This is a genomic window from Bradyrhizobium sp. CCBAU 25338 (genome assembly GCF_028128965.1).
Lineage (GTDB): Bacteria > Pseudomonadota > Alphaproteobacteria > Rhizobiales > Xanthobacteraceae > Bradyrhizobium > Bradyrhizobium liaoningense.
Map to the genome: position 1 here is coordinate 294341 of NZ_LFKY01000041.1, position 24543 is coordinate 318883.

Genomic DNA, 24543 nt, shown 5'->3' on the forward strand with positions numbered 1-24543 from the left:
TCCATCCTGAATTGCGCATTTCCCGCAACGGCTCTTTTGAACCTGACCGGCCGGCGGAACTACTCACATCTTGTCCGGGGCGCATCCCCAAAGCGTCCCGCGCCACCCCTCCCGTCATTGTCGGGAGGCGCATCACGTCTTTCATTTTGAGGAGCTGATCATGCGTCGTATTTCCGTGCTGTGCGCTGCCGTCGGTCTTGCCGTCACCGCCTTCGCCGCCGCGAGCCCTGCCGAAGCCAGCTATCATCTGATCCGCTGGCAGGACAGCGGCTTCTGCCAGATCTGGGACGAGAGCATCCCGACCACGCCGTGGCCGGCCGGCTACCACCGCGCCAGCGCGAGCGTACCGACCTTCGTCGATGCCCTCGTGCTGAAGGACTCGGCGCTGAAGAACGGCCACTGCACCTGGTGACAATTCGATTCGCGGACGAACAACCGGGCTAGGGACGCTCCTTGCCCGGCTGTTTCGCCCGGCTCCCGTAGCCCGGATGAGCGAAGCGATATCCGGGAGCCGGTCTATCCTCCCAGTCGGCCCTCCTCAGCACGTTCACCGAATGCATCCCCGCTTCCTCCGACCTCACCGGCCCAATCCTCCGGCAGTAATCCCGCCCGCACGTAGCGGTGGAAGGACGAATGCGGCCAATCGCCGACACGCCGAACGTAACCGTGCTTGACAGGGTTGAAGTGAACGTAGTCGACATGACGTGCGAAGTCGTCTTCGTCGCGGATCGTGTGCTCCCAGTATCGCCGCTGCCATAGCGCCAGTTCTCCATTGGAGTGGCGAGCTATGTCGACCCTGCATGAAGCAGAGCAGTGCTGAAGTGCCCCTTGATCCGGCGCCAGCGTCCTGCGAAGTCATCGTCGTCCGGCGGAAGTCTCATGACCGCATGCAGATGATCCGGAAGGATCACGATAGTGTCGATCTCGAACGGACGCTCCTTGCGAGCGGTTCGGAAGGCGCTGCGCAGAGAGTCGATATTGTCAGTAAGGACGCTTGACCGACGGTCGAAAAGCGTCACCGTAAAGAAATAAGTGCCGCCGGGAAGAAAATTTCTGCGGTACAGAACCATGGCGAGACCTGACCCGGATATCGCTTCGCTCATCCGGGCTACAGTCTAGCACATTGATGCTCACGCGTCCTTGTGCGCGCCGGGATGGATCAGCAGATCGCGCGCGGCGGCGAGGTCAATGAAGGCCTCCGCGCTGCCGCCCCGGTCGGGATGCATGCCCTTGGCGGCGCGGCGATAGGCCTGGTTGATGTCCTCGCAGGTGAGCTGCACCGCGAGCGGCAGGCCGAGCACCTTGCGCGCGCGGTCCTCCCTGGACATCTGTTTCGGCAGGGCGTTGCGGCGGCCGAAGCGCGGGGCGGTCAGATCGTGGACGACCTCGAGCACCACGCCGAGACGGCGATGGGCCGCCAGCGTCACGCCGTGATCGTCATTGTCCGCGGCCTGGCGCAGCACCGGCAGCGCCTGCTCGGCGGCCTGACGCAGCGTGACGTCGCTGCTCATCCGCACGATCTCGGCGACGAGCCGGCCCGCCTCGGCCCAATCGGGCGGGTGCGCCGACCGCAGCCGTTCGAGAGCGGGTTTCCAGGAGTCCAGCCGTTCCATCATGCGCGCAACGTTTAGCAATCAGGATCAGTATGCCAAGGCCGCCGTTTCCGCCCCCTTAATTTCGAGCTAGCTTTTCGTGAAACTTCGAAAAGAAATCGGGAGGAATATGTCATGGCATTGCTCGCAAACCACATCGCCGTCGTCACGGGTGCCGGCTCCGGCATCGGCCGGGCGATCGCCGCCGGCTACGCGCGCGAGGGCGCACAGGTCGTGCTGCTCGACGTCAACGCCGAGACGGTGGCGGAGGCGGCTCGGGAGATCCGGCAGGCGGGCGGCAGGGCCGAGAGCTTTCCGCTCGACGTCACCCGGCGCGAGGACTGCTTCGCCCTGGCCAAGCAGGTCGAGGGCAAGGTCGGACAGGTCTCGATCCTCGTCAACAATGCCGGCATCACCCGCCGCAACGCCTTCACTGCCGAGACCGAGACGGTCGCGAAGGACTGGAACGACATCATCGCGCTCAACCTCAACGGCGTCTTCAACATGACGCAGGCATTCCTCGCACCCTTGCGCGCGAGCAAGGGCCGCATCGTCAACATCGGCTCGATCCAGTCCTTCGTGCATCTGCGCACGCCGAGCTCGGCGGCCTACACGACCTCGAAGCACGGCGTGCTCGGCTTCACCAAGGCGCTCGCCGCCGAGCTCGGCAAGGAAGGCGTGCGCGTCAACGCGATCGGTCCCGGCTTCATCGAGACCAACATCAACGCCAATGTGCGCGCAACCAATCCGGCGCTGGTGCAGGCCTTCCTCGATCACACCCCGCTGGCGCGGACCGGCAAGCCCGAGGACATCGTCGGCCCCGCGATCTTCCTGGCGTCGGACCTGTCCGCCTATGTCACCGGAACGATCGTGATGGTGGACGGCGGGTACCGCACGGTGTGAAGACGCACGGCCTCTCGGCACACGAAGTGTCATCGCCCGCCCGTGCCGATGGCGGGCATGACAGCGGAGCATCGAGCAGGCGCGGGCGAGATACCTGCGTCGCGCGAGATAGGTCCGCATCGCGACGCATCCTGCGCCAATCGCGGCGGCTTCGCGGCATTCCTGGGGTCAATTGGTGGGCTCGCTCCCGATTAACCATTCATTAACCAAACAGGACCACCGTGGAATTACGGCTTGGGGTCGTTGTTCTCGATCCGCTTCCAATGATGGAAGCGGGCGTTGATCGGGGAGTGTGTTGATGACCACTGTTCATGTCGCTGCGTCCGAATCGGGCGCGCAATTCCTAGCCCCTAACCAGATCGTTCCGATGCTGATCGGCGCCACGGTCGACGAGGTCGAGCGTGAGCTCGTGCTCCAGACGCTCGCACGCTGCGACGGCAACCGCACGCGCGCAGCGCGCGTGCTCGGCCTGTCGGTGCGCACGCTGCGCAACAAGATCAGGATCTACGCCGCCTCCGGCATCGACGTGCCTGCCCATCAGGATTAGCTAGCGACATTAGTCCGCCCGCGACGACGCGCTGCGCCACAACCGGCGCAGCTCGTGCCGCAGATACACGCCGGCGATGACCGCAAGCGAGATCATCGCGACCGAGGCGGCAATCAGCTCGACCGCGCGGAGCAGGAACGCCGTCATGACAGCCCATAACGGTTGCGGCTCCTCGGCGAATGCGACCGGCACGATATCGGGCACCAGCAGCTGAGCGAGGCCGAGCGAGACGACGAGAACGACAGCGAACAGGCAAAAGACTTTCCACGCTGCACGCATCGGTCGCTCCTCGCAAGCGGTGTGGCCGTGCGCGATCGATGACATGGCGGCTCGCCTCGACGATTGATGTTGATCAAGCCTGACACGATGCGCGGGTAGAATTGCTGCTGTCGTCAAAGGCCGCTAAGTAGCTTGCTTCCGGTCAAGGGAGCAGTGGCGTGGCAGACGATCAGGGACGACGGCAGGGACCTCAGGGTCCGCGCGGGCGGCAGGGCGAGCCGGGGCGTCCGGGGCCGCAGGGCCATCCGGGCCGACGCGGCCCGGACGGGGCGCGCGGCAAGCCGGGACCGCAGGGCAAGCCGGGGCCGGTCGGAAAGGCTGGCCCGCCCGGCAAGCCCGGTCCGCAAGGCAAGCAGGGCGAAGCCGGCCCGCGTGGCGCAGCCGGCGCGCCGGGACCTGCCGGGCCGCAGGGACCGACGGGGCCGCAAGGCCCGCGCGGCGAACCGGGTCCGCCCGGCCAATTGCCGTCGATCGAACAAGTGCTGCCGTGGCTCGACCAGCTCTTCGACGCCTGGGACGAACGCCGCCGCCAGCGCGAGCGCGAAGCCGCTGAGCGCGAAGCGCTCGCGGCCGCCGTCCAGGAGCCTGACGAGGCAATCGTCGATGACGAGAGCGATGACGGCGACGACCACAAGAAGAAAAAGAAAAGGAAGAAGCACGGCGACAAGGCCTAGCAGACGGGTCTATTTCGGCCGATCCTCGTCTCGCGACAACATGCCCATGCGCTCGAACTGCCAGCGCATCGCGCGATACCAGAGGTAGCCGACCGCTGCGCCGCACAGGGCGAGGATGACCATGTTCGCGCTCGAGAACGAGCCGCTCCACCACATCATCCACGCAGTCCATAGCAGCGTGAAGACGATGGCACCTGCTTTCAAGGGAAGAAGGGGGCGGCTCATGGTCGTGCTCCGGGCGATCAAAACCCCGGCCGACACCATCGCAAGCTGACGCAGCAGATACCGTGAGCCAGATCACGGAGTGCGCCGTTCGAGCTCACGAACCGAAGCGCAGCCGCGAGCGCTCTCTCGCCTTCTCCGCCTCGACCTCACGGTCGCGCGCCGGCGCTTGGGTGTGCAGCGAAGTCAGGAGCTTTCGTGCGGCCTCCGCGACCTCGGTCACCGCGCGCTCGAACGCCAGCTCGTTCGCCTGCGACGGCTTGTTGAAACCGGACAGTTTTCGCACGAACTGCAGCGCGCTGGCGTGGATCTCGTCCTCCGTCGCCGGAGGCTCGAAGTTGAACAGCGTCTTGATGTTGCGGCACATGCACTCTCTCCCGACGTTTTCTTGAAGACGAAGGCCTGAGTCGAAATCCTACATCCGCCTTGGCGCTTCTGCGAAGTTCCATCGCGCCATGCCGATCAACTCCGTGGATACGCACCGCCACAAGCTGTCTCATCTCGCAACGCATCATGTGCGGCGCACCGGCGCCGCATATTATTTGAGCATGCAATGCGCCGACGGCTCGGGCTTAATCGCGCCAACGATACGAATCGACGCGCGGGACAATCGCGCGCCAATGGCACGATACGCGATGAGGAGGATCGCATGCACAGGCTGGTACTGTGCGTCTGGCTGGCTGCGACGACAGCGCTGACGAGCGCCGCGTTCGCGTTCGACAACGGCCAATACGACCACGTCCCGCCCGACATCCGCGCCTGGTTCAAGAGCGTGATCGCGCCGAACGGCGTGCCCTGCTGCGACATCTCCGATGGCCATCGCACCGAATACGACGTACGCGGCGGCGCCTATTGGGTGCCGATCGACGGACAATGGATGGAGGTGCCCGCGCGCGCCATCATCCGCGACCGCGGCAATCCGGTCGGCCAGGCCGTGGTGTGGTACGTCCACCATCGCGGCGCCGTCATCATCAGTTGCTTCGTGCCGGCGGATGCAGTCTAGCGCGCTCGATTTCGTTGGCTGGAGGCGCCTGATCGGCTAGCTTGAGGACGAACTGATATGGATATGGAGGCACGCCGGTTGACCAATCTTTGCGCCGAAGACCTTGCCACCATCTATGCCAGGCCGAGCCCGAGGGTGATCGCGAAAGCGCGTCCCGCGATCGATGCGCATGCGAAGAAGTTCATCGAGATGTCGCCGTTCTGCGTGCTCGCGACTTCGGGCGCGGACGGCAGCGTCGATGCCTCGCCGCGCGGCGGCGGCATTGGCTTCGTCCACGTCGCCGGTCCCAACCAGCTGTTGATGCCTGACCGCTCCGGCAACAACCGCATCGACAGTTTTCGCAACGTCGTCGAGGGCTCGGGATTCGTGCAGCTGCTGTTCTTCGTGCCAGGGATCGACGAGACGCTGCGCGTCGGCGGACGCGGCACGCTCTCGGCCGATCCGGATCTGCTCGCCGCAATGGTGGAGTTCGGCAAGCCGCCCCGCGTGGTGCTGAACGTCGCGGTCAGCGAGGTCTATTTCCACTGCGGGAAGGCGCTGATGCGCTCGAAGCTTTGGTCGTCCGAGAAGGTGCAGCGCTCGGTGATGCCGAGCATCGTCGAGGTCATTCACGACCAGACGGGCTTGGGCGAACCGGAGAGCCAGGAGATCGTGGAAGAGCGCTACAAGACGCAGCTGTAGGTGATGCGTTCGCCACTTAGGCACGCCGCCATGTCCGGGCTTGTCCCGGACATCCACGTCTTTCTCGTGGCAGCAACACGTGGATGGCCGGGTCAGGCCCGGCCATGACGAATGGAGAGAGGCGGGCGGAGCTTAATGCCCCTCGCCCTCGAGCCCGCCGACGTGCTTCTGGGTGTAGAGCTCGAGGCCGATGCGACCAATCAGGTCGAGCTGGGTTTCCAGGAAGTCGATGTGGTGCTCCTCGTCGCTCATCAGCTTCTCGAACAGGTCACGCGTGACGTAGTCCTTGGCGCCGTGGCAGTAGGTCGCCGCTTCCTGGTAGAGCGCACGCGCGCTCATCTCGGCGGCGAGATCGCATTCGATGATCTCCTTGACGTTCTGGCCGATGCGCAGGGGATCCAGCACCTGCATGTTCGGAAAGCCGTCGAGGAACAGGATACGCGCGGTGAGCTTGTCGGCATGCTCCATCTCCTCGATGGACTCCTTGCGCCAGACCTTGGCCATGTCCAGCAGGCCCCAATTGTCGAGGAAGCGGTAGTGCAGCCAGTACTGATTGATCGCAGTTAGCTCGTGACGCAGTGCCTTGTTGAGATAGTCGATGACCTTCGCGTCGCCCTGCATGATTCACTCCAGCTTTGAAGTCCAAATCGGCCCTAACCGAATTTAGAATGCTTCTAAATGAGTTTGCGTACGCCGGCAACCGGCTACGCGGACGCAGCCGGGGAAAAGCTCAGCTGAGGATGCGGAAGTTTTCAGCAGGCTGCGAGGGCGAACTGGGCGGGTTCAGCCGTTTCGTCATTGGCGGCGACGGTGTGGCCATGGGGACAGCCGGCGCAGCAAGACTGGGCGCAGGGGCCAAGCGCTTCGTCGATGATGGTCTTGATAGTCCGGGCACAGCGGCCACATTCGGCGCTACAGCCGAGACATCCGTAGACCTGCTTGGCATGGCGCACGGCGTCGTCGGACTCGGCGACGGCGGCGCGGATATCGTCATCGCTCAGCACGTTACAGGAACAAACGATCATGGAAGCGGCAGGCCCTTCGGTGATGCGCCATCATCGATATTTAACGGGCCGGCCGGATGCAAAAGGAAAAACCGGTATTTGAAGCTATTCCAAACTGGCCCGGCAATCAGCCTAGAACGGCTCTAAAATCAGGTGTTGCGATTGATCAAGATTGGGGCGGAGCTAGTCGCCACCACCGCCTCCGCCACCATCGCCGCCACCTCCGCAGTCCCCGCCACTGCTGCCGCCATCGCTGCTGGAACAGCTGCCGCCGTCGGTCGAGCTCCCCGAACGGTCGTTGGAGAACCAGCTTCCAAACGAGAACCCGTCGCCTGTCCCCGCGTAGGTGTCGGCGCCACAACCACCGCCATCACCGCCGGCCCCGACACGCGTGCGCCGCCGGCCCCGGTTCTGGAGGTGAGCGATCCAGCCGTAGCCGATCACGAAGACGACCCCAGCAGCAATCAATGCATTGACCATCGCGTTGCCCATCAGCGTCTCCTGATGAAACTGGGGCCCATGCCGGTTGGTCGTCTCCGGCAAAGGGGCCGTTCATTGATCATTCAACCGAAGTATGGAACCTTGTGCCCCAAAGAGTTCCCCCGTGTGATAAGGTCAAGCGCATGAAGAAGTCGCTCCTGGCAGTCGCTGCCGTCCTCACTCTGGCCCTGACGGCCGGGACGCCCGCCCATGCCCAGCGCGGTGTCGCAGCGGGCGTGGCGGCCGGGATCATCGGCGGCGCCATCGTCGGTGGCGCACTGGCGTCTCCGTATTATTACGGACCAGGTCCTGGCTACTACGAACCGGGCTACTATCCGCCCCGCTACTACGCCCCCGGTCCGGGCTATGTCGCCGACGACTATTACGGCAACTGCGTCTGGCAGAAGCAGCGCTTCTGGGACGGCTATGCCTGGCGCGTCCGCCGCGTCAGAGTTTGTGGCTGAGGCGCCCTTAACCGGTTCACTACGGATGCGCCGTTCATCTCAGAGCCCGAAAAAGACCGCTTTTTCTCGTCACAGCTCTGTGTGCGTTTACCGTGGATTGACCATTTGCGCGCTTCCTAACCGCAAGGCCAAATTCCATCAGAGTGTGCGTGAACCTTTGAAACCCGGGCCATCCCTTACAGGGGAAGTCCATCTCCCAGGAGAGCCAAGAGCATGAAGAAGACTTTGGTTGCCGCCCTCACGGTTGCAACGGTCGCCGGTTCGCTGGTGACCGCAACGCCGCCGGCGAAAGCCGGTGACAACATCGGTGCCGGTATCGCGGCCGGGCTGATCGGTGGCGCCATCGTAGGCGGCGCCATCGCGTCGAGCCGTCCGGCCTATGGTGGTCCCGTTTACGTGGCCGAGCCCGGCCCGCCGCCCCCGCCCTGCTACTGGCAGCGCCAGCGCTATTGGGACGGTTATGGCTGGGTCGTTCGCCCGGTTCGCGTCTGCTACTGATCTGATCGCACGGCGCTCGCAAGCGCCGCGATCGAAGCCCGGCCGAGACCATCGGCCGGGTTTTTTCTTTTGGTCCGGCGCTATCGCCCCGCCTGGATCGAGCGGAGCACCTCTTCGCTCGGCCAGCAATCGACCTTGAGGCCCGCCGACTTCTGATAGGCACCGAGCGCGGCGCGCGTCTGCATGCCGGCCTTGCCGTCGATCTTGTCCTTGTAGAGCCCGATGCGCGTTAGCTCGCGCTGCATGGTCTCGACGTCTTTCGTGCGCAGCTGCTTCGAAGCCGACCATGGCGTCGCGAATGGCAGCGGGCTGGTCATACGGTCGCTGAGATGGCCGACGAACAGCACGTAGAGGTCGGAGAAATTGTACTCCTTGATCACGAAGTAATTCTTCGTGGTCAGGAACGACGGGCCGTAGATGCCTTCGGGCTGGAGCAGCGAGGCCTGCTGCGCCTGCTCGGCGGCGCTGAGTTTCTGGCCACGCACCGGCACAAAGCCTTCGCGCAGCCATTGACCGATCGGCTTCGTCACCTCCGGCACGCCCGTGGTGCAATCAACCTTCGCCGGGGCCTGCACCTCATAGGACCAACGGAGGCCGCTCTGCCAGCCCTTGTTGACGAGCTGCTGCGCGGCGGAGGCCAGCGCATCCGGCACGGAGTGCCAGATATCGATGCGGCCATCGCCGTCGAAGTCGACGCCATGCTTGTAATATTCCGACGGCAGGAACTGCGTCAGCCCGGTGGCGCCGGCCCAGGACGAGCGCATGTCCTTGCGCGTCACCACGCCCTCGCCGAGAATCTTGAGCGAGAGGATGAACTCGTTGCGATACTGGTCCTTGCGGCGTCCGACATAGGCCTGCGTCGCCAGCACGCGCACGAGATCGTAAGGCAGCGTGTAGCGGCCGTAATCGGTCTCTCTGCCCCAGATCGCGAGCATGACGGTGGCAGGCACGCCGGAGCTTTTCTCGATCTCGGTCAGCGCGGTGCGATATTTTTGCAGCAGCCGCTGCCCCTCGCCGGCGAGCCGGGCGATCGACGCTTCCTTGACGTAATCGGCCGGCACCTGCACGAACTCGGCCTGCGACGGCGCGCCGGTCGCGGGCCGTCCCGGCAGGATCAAATCGGGCAATTTGTAATCAGGCTCGAGCCCGCGCGTCTCTCGCTCGAACGTCGCGCGCGAGACGCCCGCGGCCTGCGCTTCCGGCCAGAGCGAGGCGATGAATTGCGTGAAAGCCGCGTCTGCTGCCCGGGCGGACGACCAGCCGCAGGTGACCACGATCACCGCAGCGATGAGCGCCCGCCGCATCATGCCGCCATCACCGCGTCAGCTTCTTGTACTTTACGCGGTGCGGAATGATGCTGTCCTGGCCGAGGCGGCGCATCTTGTCCTTCTCGTAATCCTGGAAGTTGCCCTCGAACCATTCGACATGGCTGTCGCCTTCGAAAGCCAGGATGTGGGTCGCGATACGGTCGAGGAACCAGCGATCGTGGCTGATGATGACGGCGCAGCCGGCGAAATCCTCCAGCGCCTCTTCGAGCGCGCGCAGCGTATCGACATCGAGGTCGTTGGTCGGTTCGTCGAGCAGCAGCACGTTGGCGCCGGACTTCAGCATCTTGGCGAGATGCACGCGGTTGCGTTCACCGCCGGAGAGCGCACCGACCTTCTTCTGCTGGTCCGCGCCCTTGAAGTTGAACGCCGAGCAATAGCCGCGCGAGTTCACTTCCTTCTTGCCGAGCAGGATCAATTCGTTGCCGCCGGAAATCTCCTCCCAAACGGTCTTCTTGCCGTCGAGCGCATCGCGCGACTGGTCGACATAGCCGAGATGCACGGTCTCGCCGACCGTGATCGTGCCGGAGTCCGGCTTCTCCTGGCCCGTGATCATCCTGAACAACGTGGTCTTGCCGGCGCCGTTGGGGCCGATCACGCCGACGATGCCACCGGGCGGCAGCTTGAAAGTGAGATTGTCAATCAGCAGACGATCGCCAAAGCCTTTGCTGAGGCCGTCGAAATCGACAACGTTGGCGCCGAGGCGCTCGGCGACCGGGATGATGATCTGAGCGGTCTGGGTCTGCTTCTCGCTCGCCTTCTTGAGCAGCTCCTCATAGCGCTGATAGCGCGCCTTCGACTTGGCCTGGCGCGCCTTCGGCGAAGATGCGACCCATTCCTGCTCGCGGGCGAGCGTCTTCTGGTGTGCCGCGTCCTCGCGGCCCTCCTGCTCCAGACGCTTCTGCTTCTGCACCAGCCAGGACGAGTAGTTGCCCTCGTAGGGAATGCCTCGGCCGCGATCGAGCTCGAGGATCCAGCCCGTAACGTTGTCGAGGAAGTAGCGGTCGTGGGTGACGATCAGGATCGCGCCGGGATAGTTGCGCAGGTGGCCTTCCAGCCACGACACGGATTCGGCGTCGAGATGGTTGGTCGGTTCGTCCAGCAGCAAGAGTTCGGGCTGGTCGAGCAGCAGCTTGCATAGCGCGACGCGGCGGCGTTCGCCGCCCGAGAGCTTGGACACGTCGGCATCGTCGGGCGGACATCGCAGCGCGTCCATGGCCTGGTCGACCTTGCTGTCGAGATCCCACAGGCCCTGGGCCTCGATCTCGTCCTGGAGCTTGGTCATCTCGTCGGCGGTCTCGTCGGAATAGTTGACCGCGAGCTCGTTGTAGCGATCGAGGATCGCCTTCTGCTTGGCGACGCCCTGCATGACGTTCTCGCGCACGGACAGCTTGGGATCGAGCTGTGGCTCCTGTTCGAGATAGCCGACGCGGGCGCCCTCGGCGACCCAGGCCTCGCCGGTGTACTCCTTGTCGAGGCCAGCCATGATCTTGAGCAGCGTCGACTTGCCCGAGCCGTTGACGCCGAGCACGCCGATCTTGGCGTCGGGGTAGAAGCTCAGGTGGATGTTATCGAGCACCTTCCGGGTCGGGTAGCTCTTGGTCAGGCCCTGCATGAAATAGATGAACTGGCGCGCCATCGGTCCCGTGACACCTTCGATTTGAGGAAATTTGCTTGCCGCCGATGTAACGATCCCGCCCCAAAAGGGCAATGTTTTCCGTCCGTTCACCACGGATGAATACGGAATGGACACCATCCGGACGCCAATCCGGACAATTGAAACTATCTTTTAATAAATCAGGCCGAAAGCTCGGTTTCGCGCGGAAACAGCGCCGCCCGCCAGAATGAACGGGAGCACAGCGAGGCCGCATCATGGCTCTGATCGAGACGCATTCTCATCCTGTTCCGGCAGGAGCCGGCCGCGTCTTCGGGTTCGTCTCGGAGATCAAGGGCTTCTGGAAGCGCTTCTTCGCCACCGCCTTCAATCCCTACCGGCCCGAGCTGCATTATATGCGTGGACCCGGTCCCGCGTGGCGCGCCAAGCACGGCATGGATGCTCCGTTCCGCCTGAAGCCCCGCGATTTCTGAGCGCCTCCTCCCTATCGGACTTTTGAAGTCGTCGGCTGCTTGCGCGCAGGCGTGATTGCGAGCAACGATGGCCGGGCTCCGACGACGGCGCCCGCCTGCGCCGTCAACTCTCGCCATGGATGAACGCTGATGAGCCGGCTGCGCTGTGCAATTCTCGACGACTATTTCAACCTCGCGCTCGAAATCGCCGACTGGCCGAAACTGTCCGACCGGGTCGACGTTACCGTGTTCAGCCACCCCTTCGCTTCGGAGCAGGCCGCGGCAAGCGCGCTGGCGGACTTCGACGTCATCTGCGCGATGCGCGAGCGCACCGCTTTCCCCAAGAGCCTGTTCGAGAGCCTACCGAAGCTGAAGCTGCTGCTGACCTCGGGCATGCGCAACGCCGCCATCGATATGGAGGCTGCGAAGGCGCGCAATGTGGCCATCGGCGGCACACAATATTCCCGCGATCCGACGGCGCCGCTCACCATGGGCCTGATCCTGGAACTGACTCGCGGCATCGGCCGCGAGAATGCGCGCATGCATGCCGGCGAGCCCTGGCAGAGCTTTGCCGGCGTCGAGATCGAGGGCTTGACGCTCGGCATCGTCGGGCTCGGCAAGCTCGGCAGCAAGATGGCTGGGATCGCGAAAGCGTTCGGTATGAACGTGATCGCCTGGAGCCCGAACCTCACGCCGGAGAAGTGCAAGGATGCCGGCGTCGGCTACGCCACCAAGGAGGAGTTGTTCGCCAAGGCCGACATCGTCACCATCCATGTGGTGCTGAGCGACCGCTCGCGTGGCCTCGTCGGCCGCGCCGATCTCGCGCGGATGAAGCCGACCGCCTTTCTCGTCAACACCGCGCGCGGGCCGATCGTGGACGAGCAGGCGCTGCTCGAAGCGCTGCAGCAGAAGAGGATCGCAGGCGCCGGCTTGGATGTGTTCTCGGTCGAGCCGCTGCCGGTCGACCATCCCTTCCGCAAGCTCGACAACCTCGTGCTGACGCCACACCTCGGCTACGCCACCGCGGACGGATTGCGCATCCATTACGGCCAGATGGTCGAGACGATCGACGCCTTCATCAGGGGCGGCGAGCTGCCGCGCAGGCTGGCCTGAAATGAAAAGGGCGCGCCGACGGCACGCCCTTTCTGCAATCTGGTAGGCACGAAGCGCTCAGCGCACGGTGACCGGCGCGGGCAGCGGCGGCACGACCGTCGGCTGGGTGCCGGGGACCGGGCCGGCCTGAGCCGCGACGGATGCAGCTCCCGGCGTCGGCGCAGCGGAGGCGGTCGCCGTTCCCGGCGGCGGGCCGCCCGGCAGCACCACCACGCGGGTGCCGACCTTGACGCGATCGAACAGGTCGGAGACGTCCTCGTTGAGCATGCCGATGCAGCCGGACGACACGAACTTTCCGATCGTCGAGGGCTGGTTGGTGCCGTGGATACGGTAGACGGTCGAGCCGAGATACATCGCGCGGGCGCCTAACGGATTGCCGGGGCCGCCGGCCATGAAGCGCGGCAGATAGGGCTGGCGCTCGATCATCTCGGTCGGCGGATGCCAATCCGGCCACTCGGCCTTGCGGGTGATCTTCTGCACGCCGGTCCAGGTGAAGCCGTCGCGGCCGACGCGGACGCCGTAGCGGATCGCACGGCCGTTGCCGAGCACGTAATAGAGGTAGGTGTTGGGCGTATCGACCACGAGCGTGCCGGCCGGCTCCTTGGTCTGGAACGCGACTTCCTGGCGGCGCAGGTTCTGCGGTAGCTGCGCCGGCGCAGCATCGGGCTGCTCCTCGGGCGGCAGCGACGCGATTGTCATCGGCCGGCCATCGGCATCGACGGGCGGCTGGGCGGACTGGACCGTCCCGGTCGCGGCGGGACCACCGACGGCCTCAGGTGGACGCAGGCCGTCATTTGCGGGCGCCTGCTGCCCCGGACGATTGGCATAGATCACCGGCGGCGGACCAGCGGGCCGGCCATAGCGGGGATCGTCGGGCGACATCACGGGGCCCTGGGGCGCCGCCGAATAGACCGGCGGAGCGCCAGCCGGACGACCATAACGGGGATCATCCGGCGACATCACCGGACCCTGCGGCGGGGCGGCCGAATAGACCGGGGGCGCGCCGACCGGGCGACCGTAGCGCGGATCGTCGGCCGGACCGGGCGGCGGCAGCGAGGCCTGCGGCATCGCGTCGTCGTCTTCGTCCAGTGCATCGAAATTCGGCGTGCGGTCACCGGGCCGATATTCGGCCGGGGCGCCATAGCTCGGCGCCTGCTGGACCGGATAGCTCTGAGCCTGAGCGAGCGAGGTTCCCGCCGCAGCGACTGTTGCGGCAGCGCATATCGTCAGAAAGTGTTTGATCATCATCGCTCTTGTATAGTCCCGAAGCCCGATCGGACCGTTAACGGCCAGATGACGGAAGATAGCGGCACATTCAAGACATATCAGGCCTATTTGCGCCGGATTTGCCGATTTGTGATCCGCAAGACCACCGTTGCCCCGTTGCATCACGGGGCTGAAATCGTATCGCGCCATCAATTGCCGCGTTATTCGACCGCGATTTTAACGGAACGGCGCAGGATCGTTGCGATATGGTCGAATCCGCCTGATTCGCCACTTTCCGAGCTCCGATCCCGCGTGGCGAACGCGGCAATCAGTACCGTCACCGCGTTCAGATGGCTCTTTGGCCCTGGCCACCTCGCCGCCGGGGCGGAAATTCGCAATCGCTCGATGCTTCCCGGCTTTCGCTTCCTGTTTGCCGCGATCCTGTTGTCAACCTCCATCCTGGTGTTCGGCCTAGGAGCCGCCGCGTTGCTGCGGGCGACCCATCAGCAATATGTCAGCAACCCCTCCTGGCGGAATGGCCCGCAGGAGCAGGTGTTTGCGCAAGTGCCCGAACCGGCTCAGCCGGTGCTCGCGGTGTTGCGAGCGGAGCCGGAGATCGCCCCCGCCCCCGCACCGTCGCTGCGCGACCGGGTGCCGACGATCGGGCTGCCGGCGAGCGGGCCCGAGCAGGTGGCCGCGCTGACGGCCGAGGCCGATCCGGAGCCGCAGGTCACTGAAGCCGCGCCTCCGGCTCCTGAGCCGGCCAAGCCCGAGACGATGACGGAAGCTGAAGCGCCAGCACCCACCGACACGCTCACTCCCGCCGACACCACGGCCTCGATCCCCGAGGCCAAGCCGGACTTTGCGCCTGCCGCCAGCGAGCCGGCGCAGGTTGATCCCGGTGCCGCGCTCGCCTCCTCGGCGGTTGATGTCGCCTCGGCGAAGGTGGCCGCGCTGAACGATCCCGCAACCTCAGCCGTGAAGGACGCGCCGGCGAAGGCCAAGGCCGAGAGCAACAAGGCGGACGGCAGCGCATCGGACAGCAAGGCGACCAAGCGCAAGGCGAAGGCGAAGAAGCAGCCCCGCGTGGCGCGGCGTCCGCCGCCTCAGCAGTTGCAGCAACGGCTCGATCCGTTTGGACAGCCGCAGCCGGCTTTCGCGACAACGACCACCGCGCGCACGCGCTGACGCTTCACCGCGACGATCTCACGCCGGCCCCGTCGCGATCGGCGGGCCGCCGGCCTGGCCCCATTCCGACCACGAGCCGTCATAGAGCGCGGTGTCAGTGATGCCGAGCCGATAGAGCGCGAGCGTCAGCACGCCGGCCGATACGCCCGAGCCGCAGCTCGTCACGATCGGTGCGTCGAGCCTGACGCCGGCGCCCGTGAAGGCAGCGCGGAGGTCATCGAGCGGCTTCATCTCGCCGGTCGCGGCATCGAACAGGAGATTGTAGGGCACGTTGCGCGCGCCGGGGATGTGTCCGGAGCGGATACCCGGGCGCGGCTCCGGCGCGCGGCCCTCGAAACGGTCGGCGGCGCGCGCATCGATCACCTGCTCCCTGCGGCTTTCGACATTGGCGATCAGCTGCTGCATGCTGCGCACGCGGTTTGAATCATAGCTGGCCTTGAACGTCGCAGGCTTCGGCTTGACCTCGCCGCTCTCGACGGGGCGGCCCTCGGCACGCCACTTCTTCAGGCCGCCATTGAGGATGCGCACATTGCCGTGGCCGTAGGACAGGAACATCCACCAGGCGCGCGGCGCGGCGACCCAGCCGCCGGCATCGTAGAGCACGACGGTATCGGCATTGGAGATGCCGAGATTGCCGACGTCGCGGCCGAACTGCTCGGCGCTCGGAAACATATGCGGCAGCGGATTGGAATGATCCGACACCGCGTCGACGTCGAAGAACACCGCGCCGGGCAGGTGCGCGGCGAGATAGTCGTCCTTCGGCAGCGGCAGCACGCCGGGCAGCTTGAAGCTGGCGTCGAGGATCTTGACGTTGGCGTCGCCCATGTGCGCGGCGAGCCATTCGGTGGAGACGAGGGGGTCGGTGGCGGTCATTGGCATGCTCCGGCAATTGTCTCGGTCGTCATGGCCGGGCCTGTCCCGGCCATCCACGTTCTGTCTTGTGGCGAAGACGTGGATGCCCGGGTCAAGCCCGGGCACGACGGAGTATGTGAGGCGAGGGAGGTGCCCCCTCACCCCTTCTTCTTCGGTTCCCACTTCTCCGTCGGCCCGCCGGCATCGCGCCAGGCGGCGTAGCCGCCGGCGATGTGGGCGACGGGTTTCAGGCCCATGTCCTGCGCGGTCTTGGCCGCGAGCGCGGAGCGCAAGCCGCCGGCGCAGTGGAAGACGAACTTCTTGTCCTCCTGGAAGATCGGCTTTGCGTACGGGCTCTGCGGATCGATCCAGAATTCCAGCATGCCGCGTGTGCAGGCGAAGGCGCCGGGAATGCGGCCGTCGCGCTCGATCTCGCGGGGGTCGCGGATATCGACGATGACGACATCGCCGTTCTTGGAGATCTCGATGGCGTCCCTGGCGGTGAGGGTCTCGATCTCGGCATTGGCCTCGTCGATCAGCGCCTTGATGCCGCGGGTGATGGTCTGGGGCATATCGTTCTCCCTCTTGTTACGTCGTCATTCCCAGGCGAACTGCCGGAGGTGGAGGTCACCTCTCCCGCTTGCGGGAGAGGTCGCGGAGCGAAGCGACGCGGGTGAGGGCTCTCTCCTCTTGGGGAAGGTCGCTCGCGGAGAGAACCCTCTCCCCGCCCTCCCCCGCAAGCGGGGGAGGGAGCGCAGTCCCCTCGCCGACAGAGCCGGACTCACTCATGCATCAGTGCGTCAATTCCTTCATCGCGCCCTCCAGCCCCTCGATGGTGATCGGGTACATGCGGTTGGCGAAGATGCGGCGGATGATGGTAGTCGATTCCGAATAGTCCCAGTGCTTCTGCTGCACCGGGTTCAGCCACACCGTGTACGGATAGGTGCGGATGATGCGGTCGAGCCAGACCGAGCCCGGCTCCTCGTTGACGTGCTCGACCGAGCCGCCGGGCACCATGATCTCGTAAGGCGACATCGAGGCGTCGCCGACGAACACGACCTTGTAGTCGTGCGGGTATTTGTGCAGCACGTCCCAGGTCGGCGTGCGGTCGGTGAAGCGGCGCTTGTTCTGCTTCCACACGCCCTCATAGAGGCAGTTGTGGAAGTAGAAATACTCCATGTGCTTGAACTCGCTCTTCGCCGCAGAGAACAGCTCCTCGACCTGCTCGATATGCGCGTCCATCGAGCCGCCGATATCGAAGAACACCAGCAGCTTCACCGCATTGCGCCGCTCGGGGCGCATGTGCACGTCGAGATAGCCGTGATTGGCGGTCTCGCGGATGGTGGTGTCGAGATCGAGCTCGTCGGGCGCGCCGGTGCGCGCGAATTTGCGCAGGCGCCGCAGCGCCACCTTGATGTTGCGGATGCCGAGCTCGACATTGCCGTCGAGATCCCTAAACTCGCGCTTGTCCCACACCTTCACGGCGCGGTTGTTGCGGTTCTTCTCCTGGCCGATGCGCACGCCTTCGGGATTGTAGCCGTGGGCGCCGAACGGCGAGGTGCCGGCGGTGCCGATCCATTTCGAGCCGCCCTGGTGCCGGCCCTTCTGCTCCTCGAGGCGCTTCTTCAAGGTCTCCATGAGCTTGTCCCAGCCCATGGCCTCGATCTGCTTCTTCTCTTCTTCCGTCAGGTACTTCTCGGCGAGCTTCTTCAGCCACTCCTCGGGGATCTCCGCCTTGTCCATGGCCTCGAGCAGGCTTTCCAGCCCCTTGAACACCGTGCCGAAGACGCGGTCGAACTTGTCGAGGTTGCGCTCGTCCTTCACCAGGGAGGCACGGGACAGATAATAGAAATTCTCGACCGTGTAGTCCGCGAGGTCAGCGTCGAGCGCCTCCATCAGCGTGAGGTATTCGCGCAGCGTCACGGGGACCTGCGCGTCGCGCAGAGAGGTGAAGAATTGCAGGAACATGGCTGACAGATTGCCCGTCGGGTGGCGAACGTCAAGGGGCGCCGCTTCACCTCTCCCATCGGGAGAGGTGAAGCACGCGCGTCGGCGAACCAATTCAACGTGGACCCGACGCCTTTTTGCTCTAGAATTGCCCCTCTCACGGGGTTGTTTTGGGGACGTTTGCAATGGGAATTCTCGCAGCGCTCATCATTGGCGCGATCGCAGGCTGGCTCGCGGGCAAGATTGTCCACGGGGCGGGATTTGGGCTGGTCGGCAACATCGTCGTCGGCATCATCGGCGCACTGGTTGCGGGCTGGGTGCTGCCCCAGCTGCACATCCAGCTCGCCACCGGCACGGTCGGCGCCATCGTGGACGCCACGATCGGCGCGGTGATTGTGCTGGTCATCCTTTCGCTGATAAAACGGGTCTGAAAGCCTGACCGAACCAGGAACGGCCGCCATGCGCGGCCGTTCGCTTGTCGTGACCAAGGCATTGCCTCACGACGACGACCAACAAGGACGCGCGATGAAATTTACCGGCACCAAGGACTATGTTGCGACCGACGATCTCAAGGTCGCCGTCAATGCCTCGATCGTGCTCGAGCGCCCGCTCCTGGTGAAGGGCGAGCCCGGCACCGGCAAGACGGTGCTGGCGGAGGAAGTGGCGAAGGCGCTGAACGCGCCGCTGCTCACCTGGCACATCAAGTCCACCACCAAGGCGCAGCAGGGCCTCTACGAATACGACGCGGTGTCGCGCCTGCGCGACAGCCAGCTCGGCGATGCCCGCGTGTCCGACATCAAGAACTACATCAAGCGCGGCAAGCTGTGGGAGGCTTTCACGGCCGAGCAGCGCCCGGTGCTGCTGATCGACGAGATCGACAAGGCCGACATCGAATTCCCCAATGACCTTCTGCTCGAGCTCGACCGTATGGAATTCCATGTCTACGAGACCGGCGAGACGATCAAGGCCAAGCAGCGCCCGATCATGATGATCACCTCCAACAACGAGAAGGAGCTGCCGGACGCCTTCCTGCGCCGCTGCTTCTTCCACTACATCAAGTTCCCCGACGCCGACACGATGGGCCGCATCGTCGACGTCCACTTCCCCGGCATCAAGAAGCGCCTGGTCGAAGAGGCGCTGCGCATCTTCTTCGAGGTGCGCGAGGTGCCCGGCCTGAAGAAGAAGCCGTCCACGTCCGAGCTGCTCGACTGGCTCAAGCTGCTGCTCAACGAGGACATGAGCGTCGAGCAACTGCGCGAACGCGACCCGCGCAAGCTGATCCCGCCGCTGCACGGCGCGCTGCTGAAGAACGAGCAGGACGTGCATCTGTTCGAGCGGCTGGCGTTCTTGAGCCGGCGGGAAGTGTGAGGCCTCTCGTGTCCGGACGCGTTGCAGCGTGAAACGCTGCTGCGCAGAGCCGGGACCCTGAGGCCCACACGGATTGCTCGGAGACATGGGCCCCGGCTCTGCAGCGCACCGTCGAAGGGACGCTGCGCTGCGTCCGGGGCACGAGATTGGATCTTGTGGCGCGCTGCCGCCATACCGTCATTGCGAGCGCAGCGAAGCAATCCGGAATCCCTCCGCGGCGGCAGTCTGGATTGCTTCGTCGCAAGCGCTCCTCGCGAAGACGGAGCAAGCGGCATCGCCGGCGTACCCCCAACTCGCATCGCAGTCGCAGACACGCCTTCGCAACCTCGCGGCGCATTCCGCCCGAGCTTTGCTTCAATTCGTCGCCCTCGAAGAAGAGGGCGCAGGGAAGGCCGGGTGCCGGCTGGCACCCACGGTCCGCTGTGCGCATGTAGCGCAAAAGGATTGCACAGCGGCATACAGGTGAAGCCCAACACACGGCCTTCCCTGCGCGATGGTCGGACGGCTTATGCCGCGCTCTCCCGGGAGCCGAGTTCGTTCTGGCCTCCCTCGCTCCGGCGAAATTCACCGACACCGCGCCGGTTGACGCGCATGCCGCATCCGCAAGAGCTTGACCGTAGCAACGACGGCCGGGACCACACGGTTTTGCCGTACGCACGGCTCGCTTGCTCGCCGCAGTTTTTCCAGCCCCGTCGACGGAGCCGGAAACTTGCTGGCGAGACGAACCTGACAGCGCCGTCCGTCTACACGAAGCCTGGGGCTCACGGAGAGCAATCCGCCCTGCCCACGCCTCTCGCGCCCGACGCTGCCGCGTCCACCGCAACCCGGCCCGCGTTTCGAACGACTCGCGAACCGCCCCTCTTCTTCGGGCCGGGCTGTTTCGATCTATGCCGTAATTCCGAATTTCGGTAAAGTGGAATATTTTTGCGGAGAGGGGTTGACGAGGTGCGGGGTGTTTTGCCCGACGGGACAAGAATGACCAGTCGTTCGGCGCCTCAAGCCCCGGACAGCTCCGCGTCGCCCAGATTGACCGTCACGAGGCCTTGCGCTTGACCGCCTTGCGCAAGGTCTCATCGATCCGCGATTGCCAGCCCGGCCCGGTCGACTTGAAATGCTCGACAACCTCCGGGCTTAGACGCAACGAGACGAGCTTCTTCGTCGGCGCCTTGTTCGGACCGCGCCCTTTCCGGATGGATGCGCTGAGATCGGGAAAGACTTCAGAGAACGGCCGGGCCTTGGCGAAATCCGCCTTTGTCAGTTCAGGATTGTCGCTGACCGCAAGCAGATCTCTCTTGGTATAGCCAGATTTCTTCCTAGCGCTCGGCATAGAGTTTCCTTTCGCTACGACTCGCGGGCCGCATGCTGATGATGCTGACACCCTCTCGCCCCAGCCGGGCGAACACGACAACGATGACGCCGCGAATGTTCACGCCGATCGCGACCCATCGTTTGCTCTTGTGCGAGGGGACAACCAGCGCGTTGTCGAAGAATGACTCGTCGAGATCGGCGAAGTCCAGCCCGTGCTTGTCGAGATTGGCGAGCCGCTTCGGTTCATCCCAGACAATTTTCATCCGACATAATGTAGCTACGATTTAGTCCAACGTCAACATCCTGTAGCTACAAAATATGAGACCACCAGTTGGCTAGCATCAATGGAGCTCACGACGCGCAGCTTCACGCCACCGCGGCGTCCGGAATGCGCGCGGCTTCCATCGGCACCTTGCCGCGGATCAGGTCCGAGGCGCGGTCGGCGATCATCATCGTTGATGCATTCAAATTCGCCGAGATCATGCGCGGCATGACCGAGGCGTCGATGACGCGGAGGCCTTCGAGGCCGTGGACGCGGAGCTGGTCGTCGACGACGGCCCAGGTCGAGTCCGCCGGGCCCATGCGGCAGGTGCAGCCGGGGTGGAAGGTGGTGGTGCCGCGCTCGGTGGCGGCTGCTAAGAATTCGTCGTCGGTATTGACGTTCGGGCCGGGGAAATCCTCGTAGGCGTAGTAGGGCGACAGCGGTGCGCTCTTCAGCAGACGGCGCGCGAGCTTCATGCCGCCGACGACGACGCGGCGGTCGAGCTCGGCGTCGAGATAGTTGGTCTGGATGATCGGCGGCGCGAACGGATCAGAGGAGCGGATGCGGACATAGCCGCGGCTCTCGGGACGCTGCTGCCAGGAGGCCACCGTCATGCCAGGCTCGTCCTCGAGCTGGCCCTGCACGCCTTCCTTGTAGCTCGCCGGCGTGAAGGTGAGCTGGAGATCGGAGCTGTCCGCGCTCTCGCCGGAATGCCAGAAGCAATAGACCATGGTCGGTGACAGCGACAGCAGGCCGCGGCGCGCCGTCGCCCATTTCAGCGCCTCGATCCACAGCGAGAGGCCGCGGCGGAGCTCGTTGATGGTCTTGATGTCCTTCACCCGAGCCACCGTGCGCGGGGCGTAATGGTCCTGCAGGCCCTCGCCGACCGGCAGCGCGTGGCGCACCTGGATGCCGTGCTGCTGCAACAGATCCGGCGAGCCGATGCCCGAGAGCTGCAAGAGCTGCGGCGAATTATAGCTGCCGCCGGAGAGGATCACCTCCTTGTTGGCGCGCACCTCGACAGGATGACCGCCGCGGCCGCCCTTCATGTAGCGCACGCCGACGGCGCGCTTGCCCTCGAAGATGATCTCGGTCGCGTGCGCATGGGTGTGCACATGCACGTTCGGCCGCTTCATCGCCGGCTTGAGGAACGCGGTCGCGGCCGAAACGCGCAGGCCGTTGTTGATGGTGCGCTGACAGTAGGAGACGCCTTCCTGCGTCTTGCCGTTATAATCGGGGTTGCGGGGAATGCCGAGCGAGACCGCGCCCTCCATGAAGGCCTCGCAGAGCGGGTCGCGCCAGTCCATCGTCGTGACCGTGAGGCTGCCCTCCCGGCCGCGATAGAGCGCCTCGCCCTCACCGACCCGCTTCTCCAGCCGCCGGAAGTACGGCAGCACGTCGGCATAGCCCCAGCCGCGATTGCCCATCTGCGCCCAGGTGTCGAAATCCATGCGCTGGCCGCGATTGTAGATGTGGCCGTTGATGGAGGACGAGCCGCCGAGCGTCTTGCCGCGCGGCGCGTAGATGCTGCGCCCGCCGGTCCAGGGCCCCGGCTCCTGCTGATAGGCCCAGTTGATGCTCTTCATGTGGAAGGTCTTGATGAAGCCCGCCGGCAAATGGATGTAGGGGTGCCAATCCCTCGGGCCCGCCTCGAGCACGCAGACGCTGGTGTTGGGATCTTCGCTCAGCCGGCTGGCGAGCACGCAACCGGCGGAGCCCGCGCCGACGATCACATAGTCAAATCTGTCCATGGTGCCTCGACCGCCCCTAGCGCGGCTTGTCGTTGAGTTGAAATTCCAGATGCGCCTGCACCGTCGGCCATTCGGCGGCGGTGATGCTGTAGACCACGGTGTCGCGCAGCGTGCCGTTCGGCGCGATCTGGTGGCTGCGCAGGATGCCGTCCTGCTTGGCGCCCAGGCGCTCGATGGCGCGGCGGCTCTGGTGGTTGAAGAAATGGGTACGGAACTCGACCGCGATGCAGTCCAGCGTCTCGAAGGCGTGGCGCAGCAGCAAAAGCTTGCACTGCGTGTTGAGCGGGCCGCGCTGCGCGCCCTTGGCGTACCAGGTCGAGCCGATCTCGACGCGGCGGTTGGCCGCATCGATGTTCATGTAGGTGGTCATGCCGACGATCCCGCCGGCGGCATCGAACACGGTGAACGGCAGCATCGAGCCCGCGGACTGCAGGCCGAGGCGGCGGTCGATCTCCTTCGCCATGCCCTCAGGCGTCGGGACCGCCGTGTACCAGAGCTTGAATAGTTCGCCGTCCCTGACGGCCTCGACCAGACCCTCGCGATGCTGATGCGACAGCGGCTCGAGACGGGCGTGCTGTCCGCGCAGGGTGATGGGATCGGGCCAGGGCATTTGAGGTTATCTCCAAGAAATCGACTGATCGTCATTCCGGGGCGACGCGAAGCGGCGAGCCCGGAATCCATAAACACGAGCCGGGGTTATGGATTCCGGGCCTAGCGGGCTTGCGCACGCATCCCGGAATGACGGGAGAATTTGTACAGCACGTTCAGAATGCCGGCTCAACACATTCTCACTTGTTCAAGAAATTCAACGGCAATCCGCCGCGCGGCCAGTCCATGGCGATCAGTTCGCCCTTGCCGGACAGGGTGATGTAGGCGGTCTTCAGCTCGGGGCCGCCGAAGGCGATGTTGGTGGTGACGCGGTCGCCGGTCGGCACCTGCTCGACCAGGGTCCCGTCGGGCGCGATCACCGAGATGCAGCCGGAGACGAGGGTGGCGACGCAGACATTGCCGCTCGCCTCCACCGCGAGCGAATCGAACATCTGGTAGCCACCGAGGCCGCAGATCGGTTTTCCCCGCTCGCCGCGATAGATCACGTCGCGCGGCTTGAGCGTGCCTGGCGCGGAGAGCTCATAGGCCCAGAGCCGCCCCGTCGGCGTCTCCGCGATGTAGACGGTGTTCTCGTCCGGCGACAGCCCGATGCCGTTGGCCGGCAGGATCCCGTGCACGACCTCCGCGATCTCGCTCATGCCGGGCTTGAGGTAATACATGCCGCCGACGTCCATCTCGCGCGCGCGGCGCTTGCCGAGATCGGAGAACCAGAGGCCGCCCTGCCTGTCGAAGACGAGGTCGTTCGGCCCGCGCAGATCGTGCGCGCCGCATTTGCTCACGACGGTCTCGACCTTACCGGATTGCAGATCGACGCGCTGGATCGAGCCGCCGAGATAATCGTCGGGCTGCGGTCCCGGCATGATCATGTTGCGGGTCGGGATCCAGGAGAAGCCGCCATTGTTGCAGATGTACATCTTGCCGTCGGGGCCGAGCGCTGCGCCGTTCGGACCGCCCGGAATCCTGGCGACGATCTCCTTGCGTCCGTCGGGATAGACGCGCGTCAGACGCTGGCCGCGGATCTCCACCAGCACCACCGAGCCGTCGGGCATCACGACCGGCCCTTCGGGAAATTCGAGATCGGTGGCGAGAACGCGGATGTTGGCCGTGGCATTCGACATTGGGACCCTCCCGGCTGCTTGTTATGGCTTGCACGGGATGTCCGGCACGGGCTCCGCAGGCAAGATTTGCCTGCGGTTATGA

31 protein-coding genes and 1 pseudogene are annotated in these 24543 nt (G+C 64.9%); 13 read left to right on the plus strand and 19 right to left on the minus strand.

All coding sequences use genetic code 11. The features are described 5' to 3' along the window. Positions 1 to 160 precede the first annotated feature (160 nt). Positions 161 to 412 (plus strand): hypothetical protein, encoded by a 252-nt coding sequence (locus tag ACM42_RS28400; protein WP_271530948.1) that lies wholly within the window; start codon positions 161 to 163, stop codon positions 410 to 412. Positions 413 to 516: 104 nt separating this feature from the next. On the opposite strand, the pseudogene ACM42_RS28405 reads toward ACM42_RS28400, so the two are convergent. After that, positions 517 to 1070 (minus strand): annotated as a pseudogene (locus ACM42_RS28405) (REP-associated tyrosine transposase). A gap of 60 nt (positions 1071 to 1130) precedes the next feature. Next, positions 1131 to 1616: a J domain-containing protein gene (locus ACM42_RS28410; RefSeq protein WP_271530949.1), complete on the minus strand. Its 486-nt coding sequence runs from the start codon at positions 1614 to 1616 to the stop codon at positions 1131 to 1133. Positions 1617 to 1727: 111 nt separating this feature from the next. Here ACM42_RS28410 and ACM42_RS28415 point away from each other — a divergent pair, with 111 nt between their 5' ends. Continuing rightward, positions 1728 to 2495, plus strand: a complete 768-nt coding sequence (locus ACM42_RS28415) for an SDR family NAD(P)-dependent oxidoreductase (protein ID WP_271530950.1) — start codon at positions 1728 to 1730, stop codon at positions 2493 to 2495. A gap of 298 nt (positions 2496 to 2793) precedes the next feature. Further along, the gene (locus ACM42_RS28420) at positions 2794 to 3042 is read left to right on the plus strand and encodes a helix-turn-helix domain-containing protein (protein ID WP_271530951.1); all 249 of its coding nucleotides are present in this window, start codon (positions 2794 to 2796) and stop codon (positions 3040 to 3042) included. 9 nt (positions 3043 to 3051) lie between these two features. Here ACM42_RS28420 and ACM42_RS28425 read toward each other — a convergent pair whose 3' ends face one another. Beyond that, positions 3052 to 3366, minus strand: a complete 315-nt coding sequence (locus ACM42_RS28425) for a hypothetical protein (RefSeq protein ID WP_271530952.1) — start codon at positions 3364 to 3366, stop codon at positions 3052 to 3054. Positions 3367 to 3479: 113 nt separating this feature from the next. Between ACM42_RS28425 and ACM42_RS28430 the strand changes: the two genes are divergently transcribed. Then, positions 3480 to 3995, plus strand: coding sequence for a collagen-like triple helix repeat-containing protein (locus tag ACM42_RS28430; protein ID WP_271530953.1), 516 nt, complete (start codon positions 3480 to 3482; stop codon positions 3993 to 3995). A gap of 9 nt (positions 3996 to 4004) precedes the next feature. On the opposite strand, the gene ACM42_RS28435 is transcribed toward ACM42_RS28430, so the two are convergent. Continuing rightward, a complete protein-coding gene (locus ACM42_RS28435; protein WP_271530954.1) occupies positions 4005 to 4220 on the minus strand; it encodes a hypothetical protein in 216 nt (71 codons plus the stop codon). A gap of 94 nt (positions 4221 to 4314) precedes the next feature. Then, positions 4315 to 4584, minus strand: coding sequence for a DUF2277 domain-containing protein (locus tag ACM42_RS28440; RefSeq protein ID WP_271530955.1), 270 nt, complete (start codon positions 4582 to 4584; stop codon positions 4315 to 4317). A 282-nt stretch (positions 4585 to 4866) separates the two neighbouring features. Here ACM42_RS28440 and ACM42_RS28445 point away from each other — a divergent pair, with 282 nt between their 5' ends. Then, on the plus strand, positions 4867 to 5220 hold the full coding sequence (locus tag ACM42_RS28445) for a hypothetical protein (RefSeq protein ID WP_271530956.1): 354 nt from the start codon (positions 4867 to 4869) through the stop codon (positions 5218 to 5220). 78 nt (positions 5221 to 5298) lie between these two features. Further along, positions 5299 to 5901, plus strand: coding sequence for an MSMEG_1061 family FMN-dependent PPOX-type flavoprotein (locus ACM42_RS28450; protein WP_271530957.1), 603 nt, complete (start codon positions 5299 to 5301; stop codon positions 5899 to 5901). A gap of 132 nt (positions 5902 to 6033) precedes the next feature. Here ACM42_RS28450 and bfr read toward each other — a convergent pair whose 3' ends face one another. The 3 genes from bfr to ACM42_RS28465 all read right to left on the minus strand — a co-directional run bounded on the left by bfr (position 6034) and on the right by ACM42_RS28465 (position 7397). Further along, a complete protein-coding gene (gene bfr, locus ACM42_RS28455) occupies positions 6034 to 6522 on the minus strand; it encodes a bacterioferritin (RefSeq protein ID WP_024339472.1) in 489 nt (162 codons plus the stop codon). 131 nt (positions 6523 to 6653) lie between these two features. Further along, positions 6654 to 6926 (minus strand): (2Fe-2S)-binding protein, encoded by a 273-nt coding sequence (locus ACM42_RS28460; protein WP_124160078.1) that lies wholly within the window; start codon positions 6924 to 6926, stop codon positions 6654 to 6656. Positions 6927 to 7088: 162 nt separating this feature from the next. Then, positions 7089 to 7397, minus strand: coding sequence for a hypothetical protein (locus ACM42_RS28465; RefSeq protein WP_271530958.1), 309 nt, complete (start codon positions 7395 to 7397; stop codon positions 7089 to 7091). Positions 7398 to 7528: 131 nt separating this feature from the next. Here ACM42_RS28465 and ACM42_RS28470 point away from each other — a divergent pair, with 131 nt between their 5' ends. Together ACM42_RS28470 and ACM42_RS28475 are read left to right on the plus strand one after the other, a co-directional pair. Beyond that, positions 7529 to 7849, plus strand: a complete 321-nt coding sequence (locus ACM42_RS28470; RefSeq protein WP_028179903.1) for a hypothetical protein — start codon at positions 7529 to 7531, stop codon at positions 7847 to 7849. A 213-nt stretch (positions 7850 to 8062) separates the two neighbouring features. Then, positions 8063 to 8347 (plus strand): hypothetical protein, encoded by a 285-nt coding sequence (locus ACM42_RS28475; protein ID WP_028179902.1) that lies wholly within the window; start codon positions 8063 to 8065, stop codon positions 8345 to 8347. A gap of 80 nt (positions 8348 to 8427) precedes the next feature. Here ACM42_RS28475 and ACM42_RS28480 read toward each other — a convergent pair whose 3' ends face one another. Both ACM42_RS28480 and ettA read right to left on the minus strand, forming a co-directional pair. Continuing rightward, the gene (locus ACM42_RS28480; RefSeq protein ID WP_271530959.1) at positions 8428 to 9654 is read right to left on the minus strand and encodes a lytic murein transglycosylase; all 1227 of its coding nucleotides are present in this window, start codon (positions 9652 to 9654) and stop codon (positions 8428 to 8430) included. A 7-nt stretch (positions 9655 to 9661) separates the two neighbouring features. After that, positions 9662 to 11311: an energy-dependent translational throttle protein EttA gene (gene ettA, locus ACM42_RS28485; protein WP_271530960.1), complete on the minus strand. Its 1650-nt coding sequence runs from the start codon at positions 11309 to 11311 to the stop codon at positions 9662 to 9664. A 233-nt stretch (positions 11312 to 11544) separates the two neighbouring features. On the opposite strand from ettA, the gene ACM42_RS28490 reads away from it, so the two are divergent. After that, positions 11545 to 11760 carry a hypothetical protein gene (locus tag ACM42_RS28490; protein ID WP_271530961.1) on the plus strand — a complete coding sequence of 72 codons (216 nt, stop codon included), beginning with the start codon at positions 11545 to 11547 and terminating at the stop codon, positions 11758 to 11760. A 129-nt stretch (positions 11761 to 11889) separates the two neighbouring features. After that, a complete protein-coding gene (locus ACM42_RS28495) occupies positions 11890 to 12852 on the plus strand; it encodes a D-2-hydroxyacid dehydrogenase family protein (protein ID WP_271530962.1) in 963 nt (320 codons plus the stop codon). A gap of 57 nt (positions 12853 to 12909) precedes the next feature. On the opposite strand, the gene ACM42_RS28500 is transcribed toward ACM42_RS28495, so the two are convergent. Continuing rightward, positions 12910 to 14097: a L,D-transpeptidase gene (locus ACM42_RS28500; RefSeq protein ID WP_271530963.1), complete on the minus strand. Its 1188-nt coding sequence runs from the start codon at positions 14095 to 14097 to the stop codon at positions 12910 to 12912. A gap of 366 nt (positions 14098 to 14463) precedes the next feature. Here ACM42_RS28500 and ACM42_RS28505 point away from each other — a divergent pair, with 366 nt between their 5' ends. Continuing rightward, the gene (locus tag ACM42_RS28505) at positions 14464 to 15246 is read left to right on the plus strand and encodes a hypothetical protein (RefSeq protein ID WP_271531177.1); all 783 of its coding nucleotides are present in this window, start codon (positions 14464 to 14466) and stop codon (positions 15244 to 15246) included. Between the two features lie 18 nt (positions 15247 to 15264). On the opposite strand, the gene sseA is transcribed toward ACM42_RS28505, so the two are convergent. From sseA to ACM42_RS28520, 3 genes are all read right to left on the minus strand, one after another. Beyond that, on the minus strand, positions 15265 to 16119 hold the full coding sequence (gene sseA / locus ACM42_RS28510) for a 3-mercaptopyruvate sulfurtransferase (RefSeq protein ID WP_271530964.1): 855 nt from the start codon (positions 16117 to 16119) through the stop codon (positions 15265 to 15267). 137 nt (positions 16120 to 16256) lie between these two features. Continuing rightward, the gene (locus tag ACM42_RS28515; RefSeq protein WP_271530965.1) at positions 16257 to 16670 is read right to left on the minus strand and encodes a rhodanese-like domain-containing protein; all 414 of its coding nucleotides are present in this window, start codon (positions 16668 to 16670) and stop codon (positions 16257 to 16259) included. A gap of 220 nt (positions 16671 to 16890) precedes the next feature. Further along, positions 16891 to 18066, minus strand: coding sequence for a vWA domain-containing protein (locus tag ACM42_RS28520; RefSeq protein ID WP_271530966.1), 1176 nt, complete (start codon positions 18064 to 18066; stop codon positions 16891 to 16893). A gap of 164 nt (positions 18067 to 18230) precedes the next feature. Between ACM42_RS28520 and ACM42_RS28525 the strand changes: the two genes are divergently transcribed. Together ACM42_RS28525 and ACM42_RS28530 are read left to right on the plus strand one after the other, a co-directional pair. Next, positions 18231 to 18476: a GlsB/YeaQ/YmgE family stress response membrane protein gene (locus ACM42_RS28525; RefSeq protein ID WP_028179892.1), complete on the plus strand. Its 246-nt coding sequence runs from the start codon at positions 18231 to 18233 to the stop codon at positions 18474 to 18476. 94 nt (positions 18477 to 18570) lie between these two features. Then, positions 18571 to 19413: an AAA family ATPase gene (locus ACM42_RS28530; protein ID WP_018641030.1), complete on the plus strand. Its 843-nt coding sequence runs from the start codon at positions 18571 to 18573 to the stop codon at positions 19411 to 19413. A 1033-nt stretch (positions 19414 to 20446) separates the two neighbouring features. Here the strand turns inward: ACM42_RS28530 and ACM42_RS28535 are convergent. The 5 genes from ACM42_RS28535 to ACM42_RS28555 form a co-directional block, all read right to left on the minus strand. After that, positions 20447 to 20740 (minus strand): BrnA antitoxin family protein, encoded by a 294-nt coding sequence (locus ACM42_RS28535; protein WP_271530967.1) that lies wholly within the window; start codon positions 20738 to 20740, stop codon positions 20447 to 20449. Continuing rightward, entirely contained in the window at positions 20727 to 20984 is a 258-nt protein-coding gene (locus ACM42_RS28540; RefSeq protein WP_271530968.1) for a BrnT family toxin, read from the minus strand. Before ACM42_RS28540 ends, ACM42_RS28535 begins: the two co-directional genes overlap by 14 nt. 103 nt (positions 20985 to 21087) lie before the next feature. Then, positions 21088 to 22734: a GMC family oxidoreductase gene (locus ACM42_RS28545; protein ID WP_271530969.1), complete on the minus strand. Its 1647-nt coding sequence runs from the start codon at positions 22732 to 22734 to the stop codon at positions 21088 to 21090. Between the two features lie 16 nt (positions 22735 to 22750). Continuing rightward, positions 22751 to 23344 carry a GNAT family N-acetyltransferase gene (locus ACM42_RS28550; RefSeq protein WP_271530970.1) on the minus strand — a complete coding sequence of 198 codons (594 nt, stop codon included), beginning with the start codon at positions 23342 to 23344 and terminating at the stop codon, positions 22751 to 22753. Between the two features lie 178 nt (positions 23345 to 23522). Then, complete coding sequence (locus ACM42_RS28555) at positions 23523 to 24461, minus strand: SMP-30/gluconolactonase/LRE family protein (RefSeq protein ID WP_271530971.1); 939 nt, start codon at positions 24459 to 24461, stop codon at positions 23523 to 23525. Positions 24462 to 24543 lie beyond the last annotated feature (82 nt).

Bases quoted from the DNA above. Each gene is read 5' to 3' on its own strand.
- ACM42_RS28480 (WP_271530959.1), bottom strand. From the start codon at position 9,654: ATGATGCGGCGGGCGCTCATCGCTGCGGTGATCGTGGTCACCTGCGGC.
- ACM42_RS28495 (WP_271530962.1), top strand. From the start codon at position 11,890: ATGAGCCGGCTGCGCTGTGCAATTCTCGACGACTATTTCAACCTCGCG.
- ACM42_RS28470 (WP_028179903.1), top strand. From the start codon at position 7,529: ATGAAGAAGTCGCTCCTGGCAGTCGCTGCCGTCCTCACTCTGGCCCTG.
- sseA (WP_271530964.1), bottom strand. From the start codon at position 16,119: ATGACCGCCACCGACCCCCTCGTCTCCACCGAATGGCTCGCCGCGCAC.
- ACM42_RS28525 (WP_028179892.1), top strand. From the start codon at position 18,231: ATGGGAATTCTCGCAGCGCTCATCATTGGCGCGATCGCAGGCTGGCTC.
- ettA (WP_271530960.1), bottom strand. From the start codon at position 11,311: ATGGCGCGCCAGTTCATCTATTTCATGCAGGGCCTGACCAAGAGCTAC.
- ACM42_RS28475 (WP_028179902.1), top strand. From the start codon at position 8,063: ATGAAGAAGACTTTGGTTGCCGCCCTCACGGTTGCAACGGTCGCCGGT.
- ACM42_RS28460 (WP_124160078.1), bottom strand. From the start codon at position 6,926: ATGATCGTTTGTTCCTGTAACGTGCTGAGCGATGACGATATCCGCGCC.
- ACM42_RS28530 (WP_018641030.1), top strand. From the start codon at position 18,571: ATGAAATTTACCGGCACCAAGGACTATGTTGCGACCGACGATCTCAAG.
- ACM42_RS28400 (WP_271530948.1), top strand. From the start codon at position 161: ATGCGTCGTATTTCCGTGCTGTGCGCTGCCGTCGGTCTTGCCGTCACC.
- ACM42_RS28500 (WP_271530963.1), bottom strand. From the start codon at position 14,097: ATGATCAAACACTTTCTGACGATATGCGCTGCCGCAACAGTCGCTGCG.
- ACM42_RS28420 (WP_271530951.1), top strand. From the start codon at position 2,794: ATGACCACTGTTCATGTCGCTGCGTCCGAATCGGGCGCGCAATTCCTA.
- ACM42_RS28520 (WP_271530966.1), bottom strand. From the start codon at position 18,066: ATGTTCCTGCAATTCTTCACCTCTCTGCGCGACGCGCAGGTCCCCGTG.
- ACM42_RS28545 (WP_271530969.1), bottom strand. From the start codon at position 22,734: ATGGACAGATTTGACTATGTGATCGTCGGCGCGGGCTCCGCCGGTTGC.
- ACM42_RS28540 (WP_271530968.1), bottom strand. From the start codon at position 20,984: ATGAAAATTGTCTGGGATGAACCGAAGCGGCTCGCCAATCTCGACAAG.
- ACM42_RS28435 (WP_271530954.1), bottom strand. From the start codon at position 4,220: ATGAGCCGCCCCCTTCTTCCCTTGAAAGCAGGTGCCATCGTCTTCACG.
- ACM42_RS28535 (WP_271530967.1), bottom strand. From the start codon at position 20,740: ATGCCGAGCGCTAGGAAGAAATCTGGCTATACCAAGAGAGATCTGCTT.
- ACM42_RS28505 (WP_271531177.1), top strand. From the start codon at position 14,464: ATGCTTCCCGGCTTTCGCTTCCTGTTTGCCGCGATCCTGTTGTCAACC.
- ACM42_RS28515 (WP_271530965.1), bottom strand. From the start codon at position 16,670: ATGCCCCAGACCATCACCCGCGGCATCAAGGCGCTGATCGACGAGGCC.
- ACM42_RS28550 (WP_271530970.1), bottom strand. From the start codon at position 23,344: ATGCCCTGGCCCGATCCCATCACCCTGCGCGGACAGCACGCCCGTCTC.
- ACM42_RS28445 (WP_271530956.1), top strand. From the start codon at position 4,867: ATGCACAGGCTGGTACTGTGCGTCTGGCTGGCTGCGACGACAGCGCTG.
- ACM42_RS28465 (WP_271530958.1), bottom strand. From the start codon at position 7,397: ATGGGCAACGCGATGGTCAATGCATTGATTGCTGCTGGGGTCGTCTTC.
- ACM42_RS28440 (WP_271530955.1), bottom strand. From the start codon at position 4,584: ATGTGCCGCAACATCAAGACGCTGTTCAACTTCGAGCCTCCGGCGACG.
- ACM42_RS28555 (WP_271530971.1), bottom strand. From the start codon at position 24,461: ATGTCGAATGCCACGGCCAACATCCGCGTTCTCGCCACCGATCTCGAA.
- ACM42_RS28415 (WP_271530950.1), top strand. From the start codon at position 1,728: ATGGCATTGCTCGCAAACCACATCGCCGTCGTCACGGGTGCCGGCTCC.
- ACM42_RS28410 (WP_271530949.1), bottom strand. From the start codon at position 1,616: ATGATGGAACGGCTGGACTCCTGGAAACCCGCTCTCGAACGGCTGCGG.
- ACM42_RS28490 (WP_271530961.1), top strand. From the start codon at position 11,545: ATGGCTCTGATCGAGACGCATTCTCATCCTGTTCCGGCAGGAGCCGGC.
- ACM42_RS28425 (WP_271530952.1), bottom strand. From the start codon at position 3,366: ATGTCATCGATCGCGCACGGCCACACCGCTTGCGAGGAGCGACCGATG.
- bfr (WP_024339472.1), bottom strand. From the start codon at position 6,522: ATGCAGGGCGACGCGAAGGTCATCGACTATCTCAACAAGGCACTGCGT.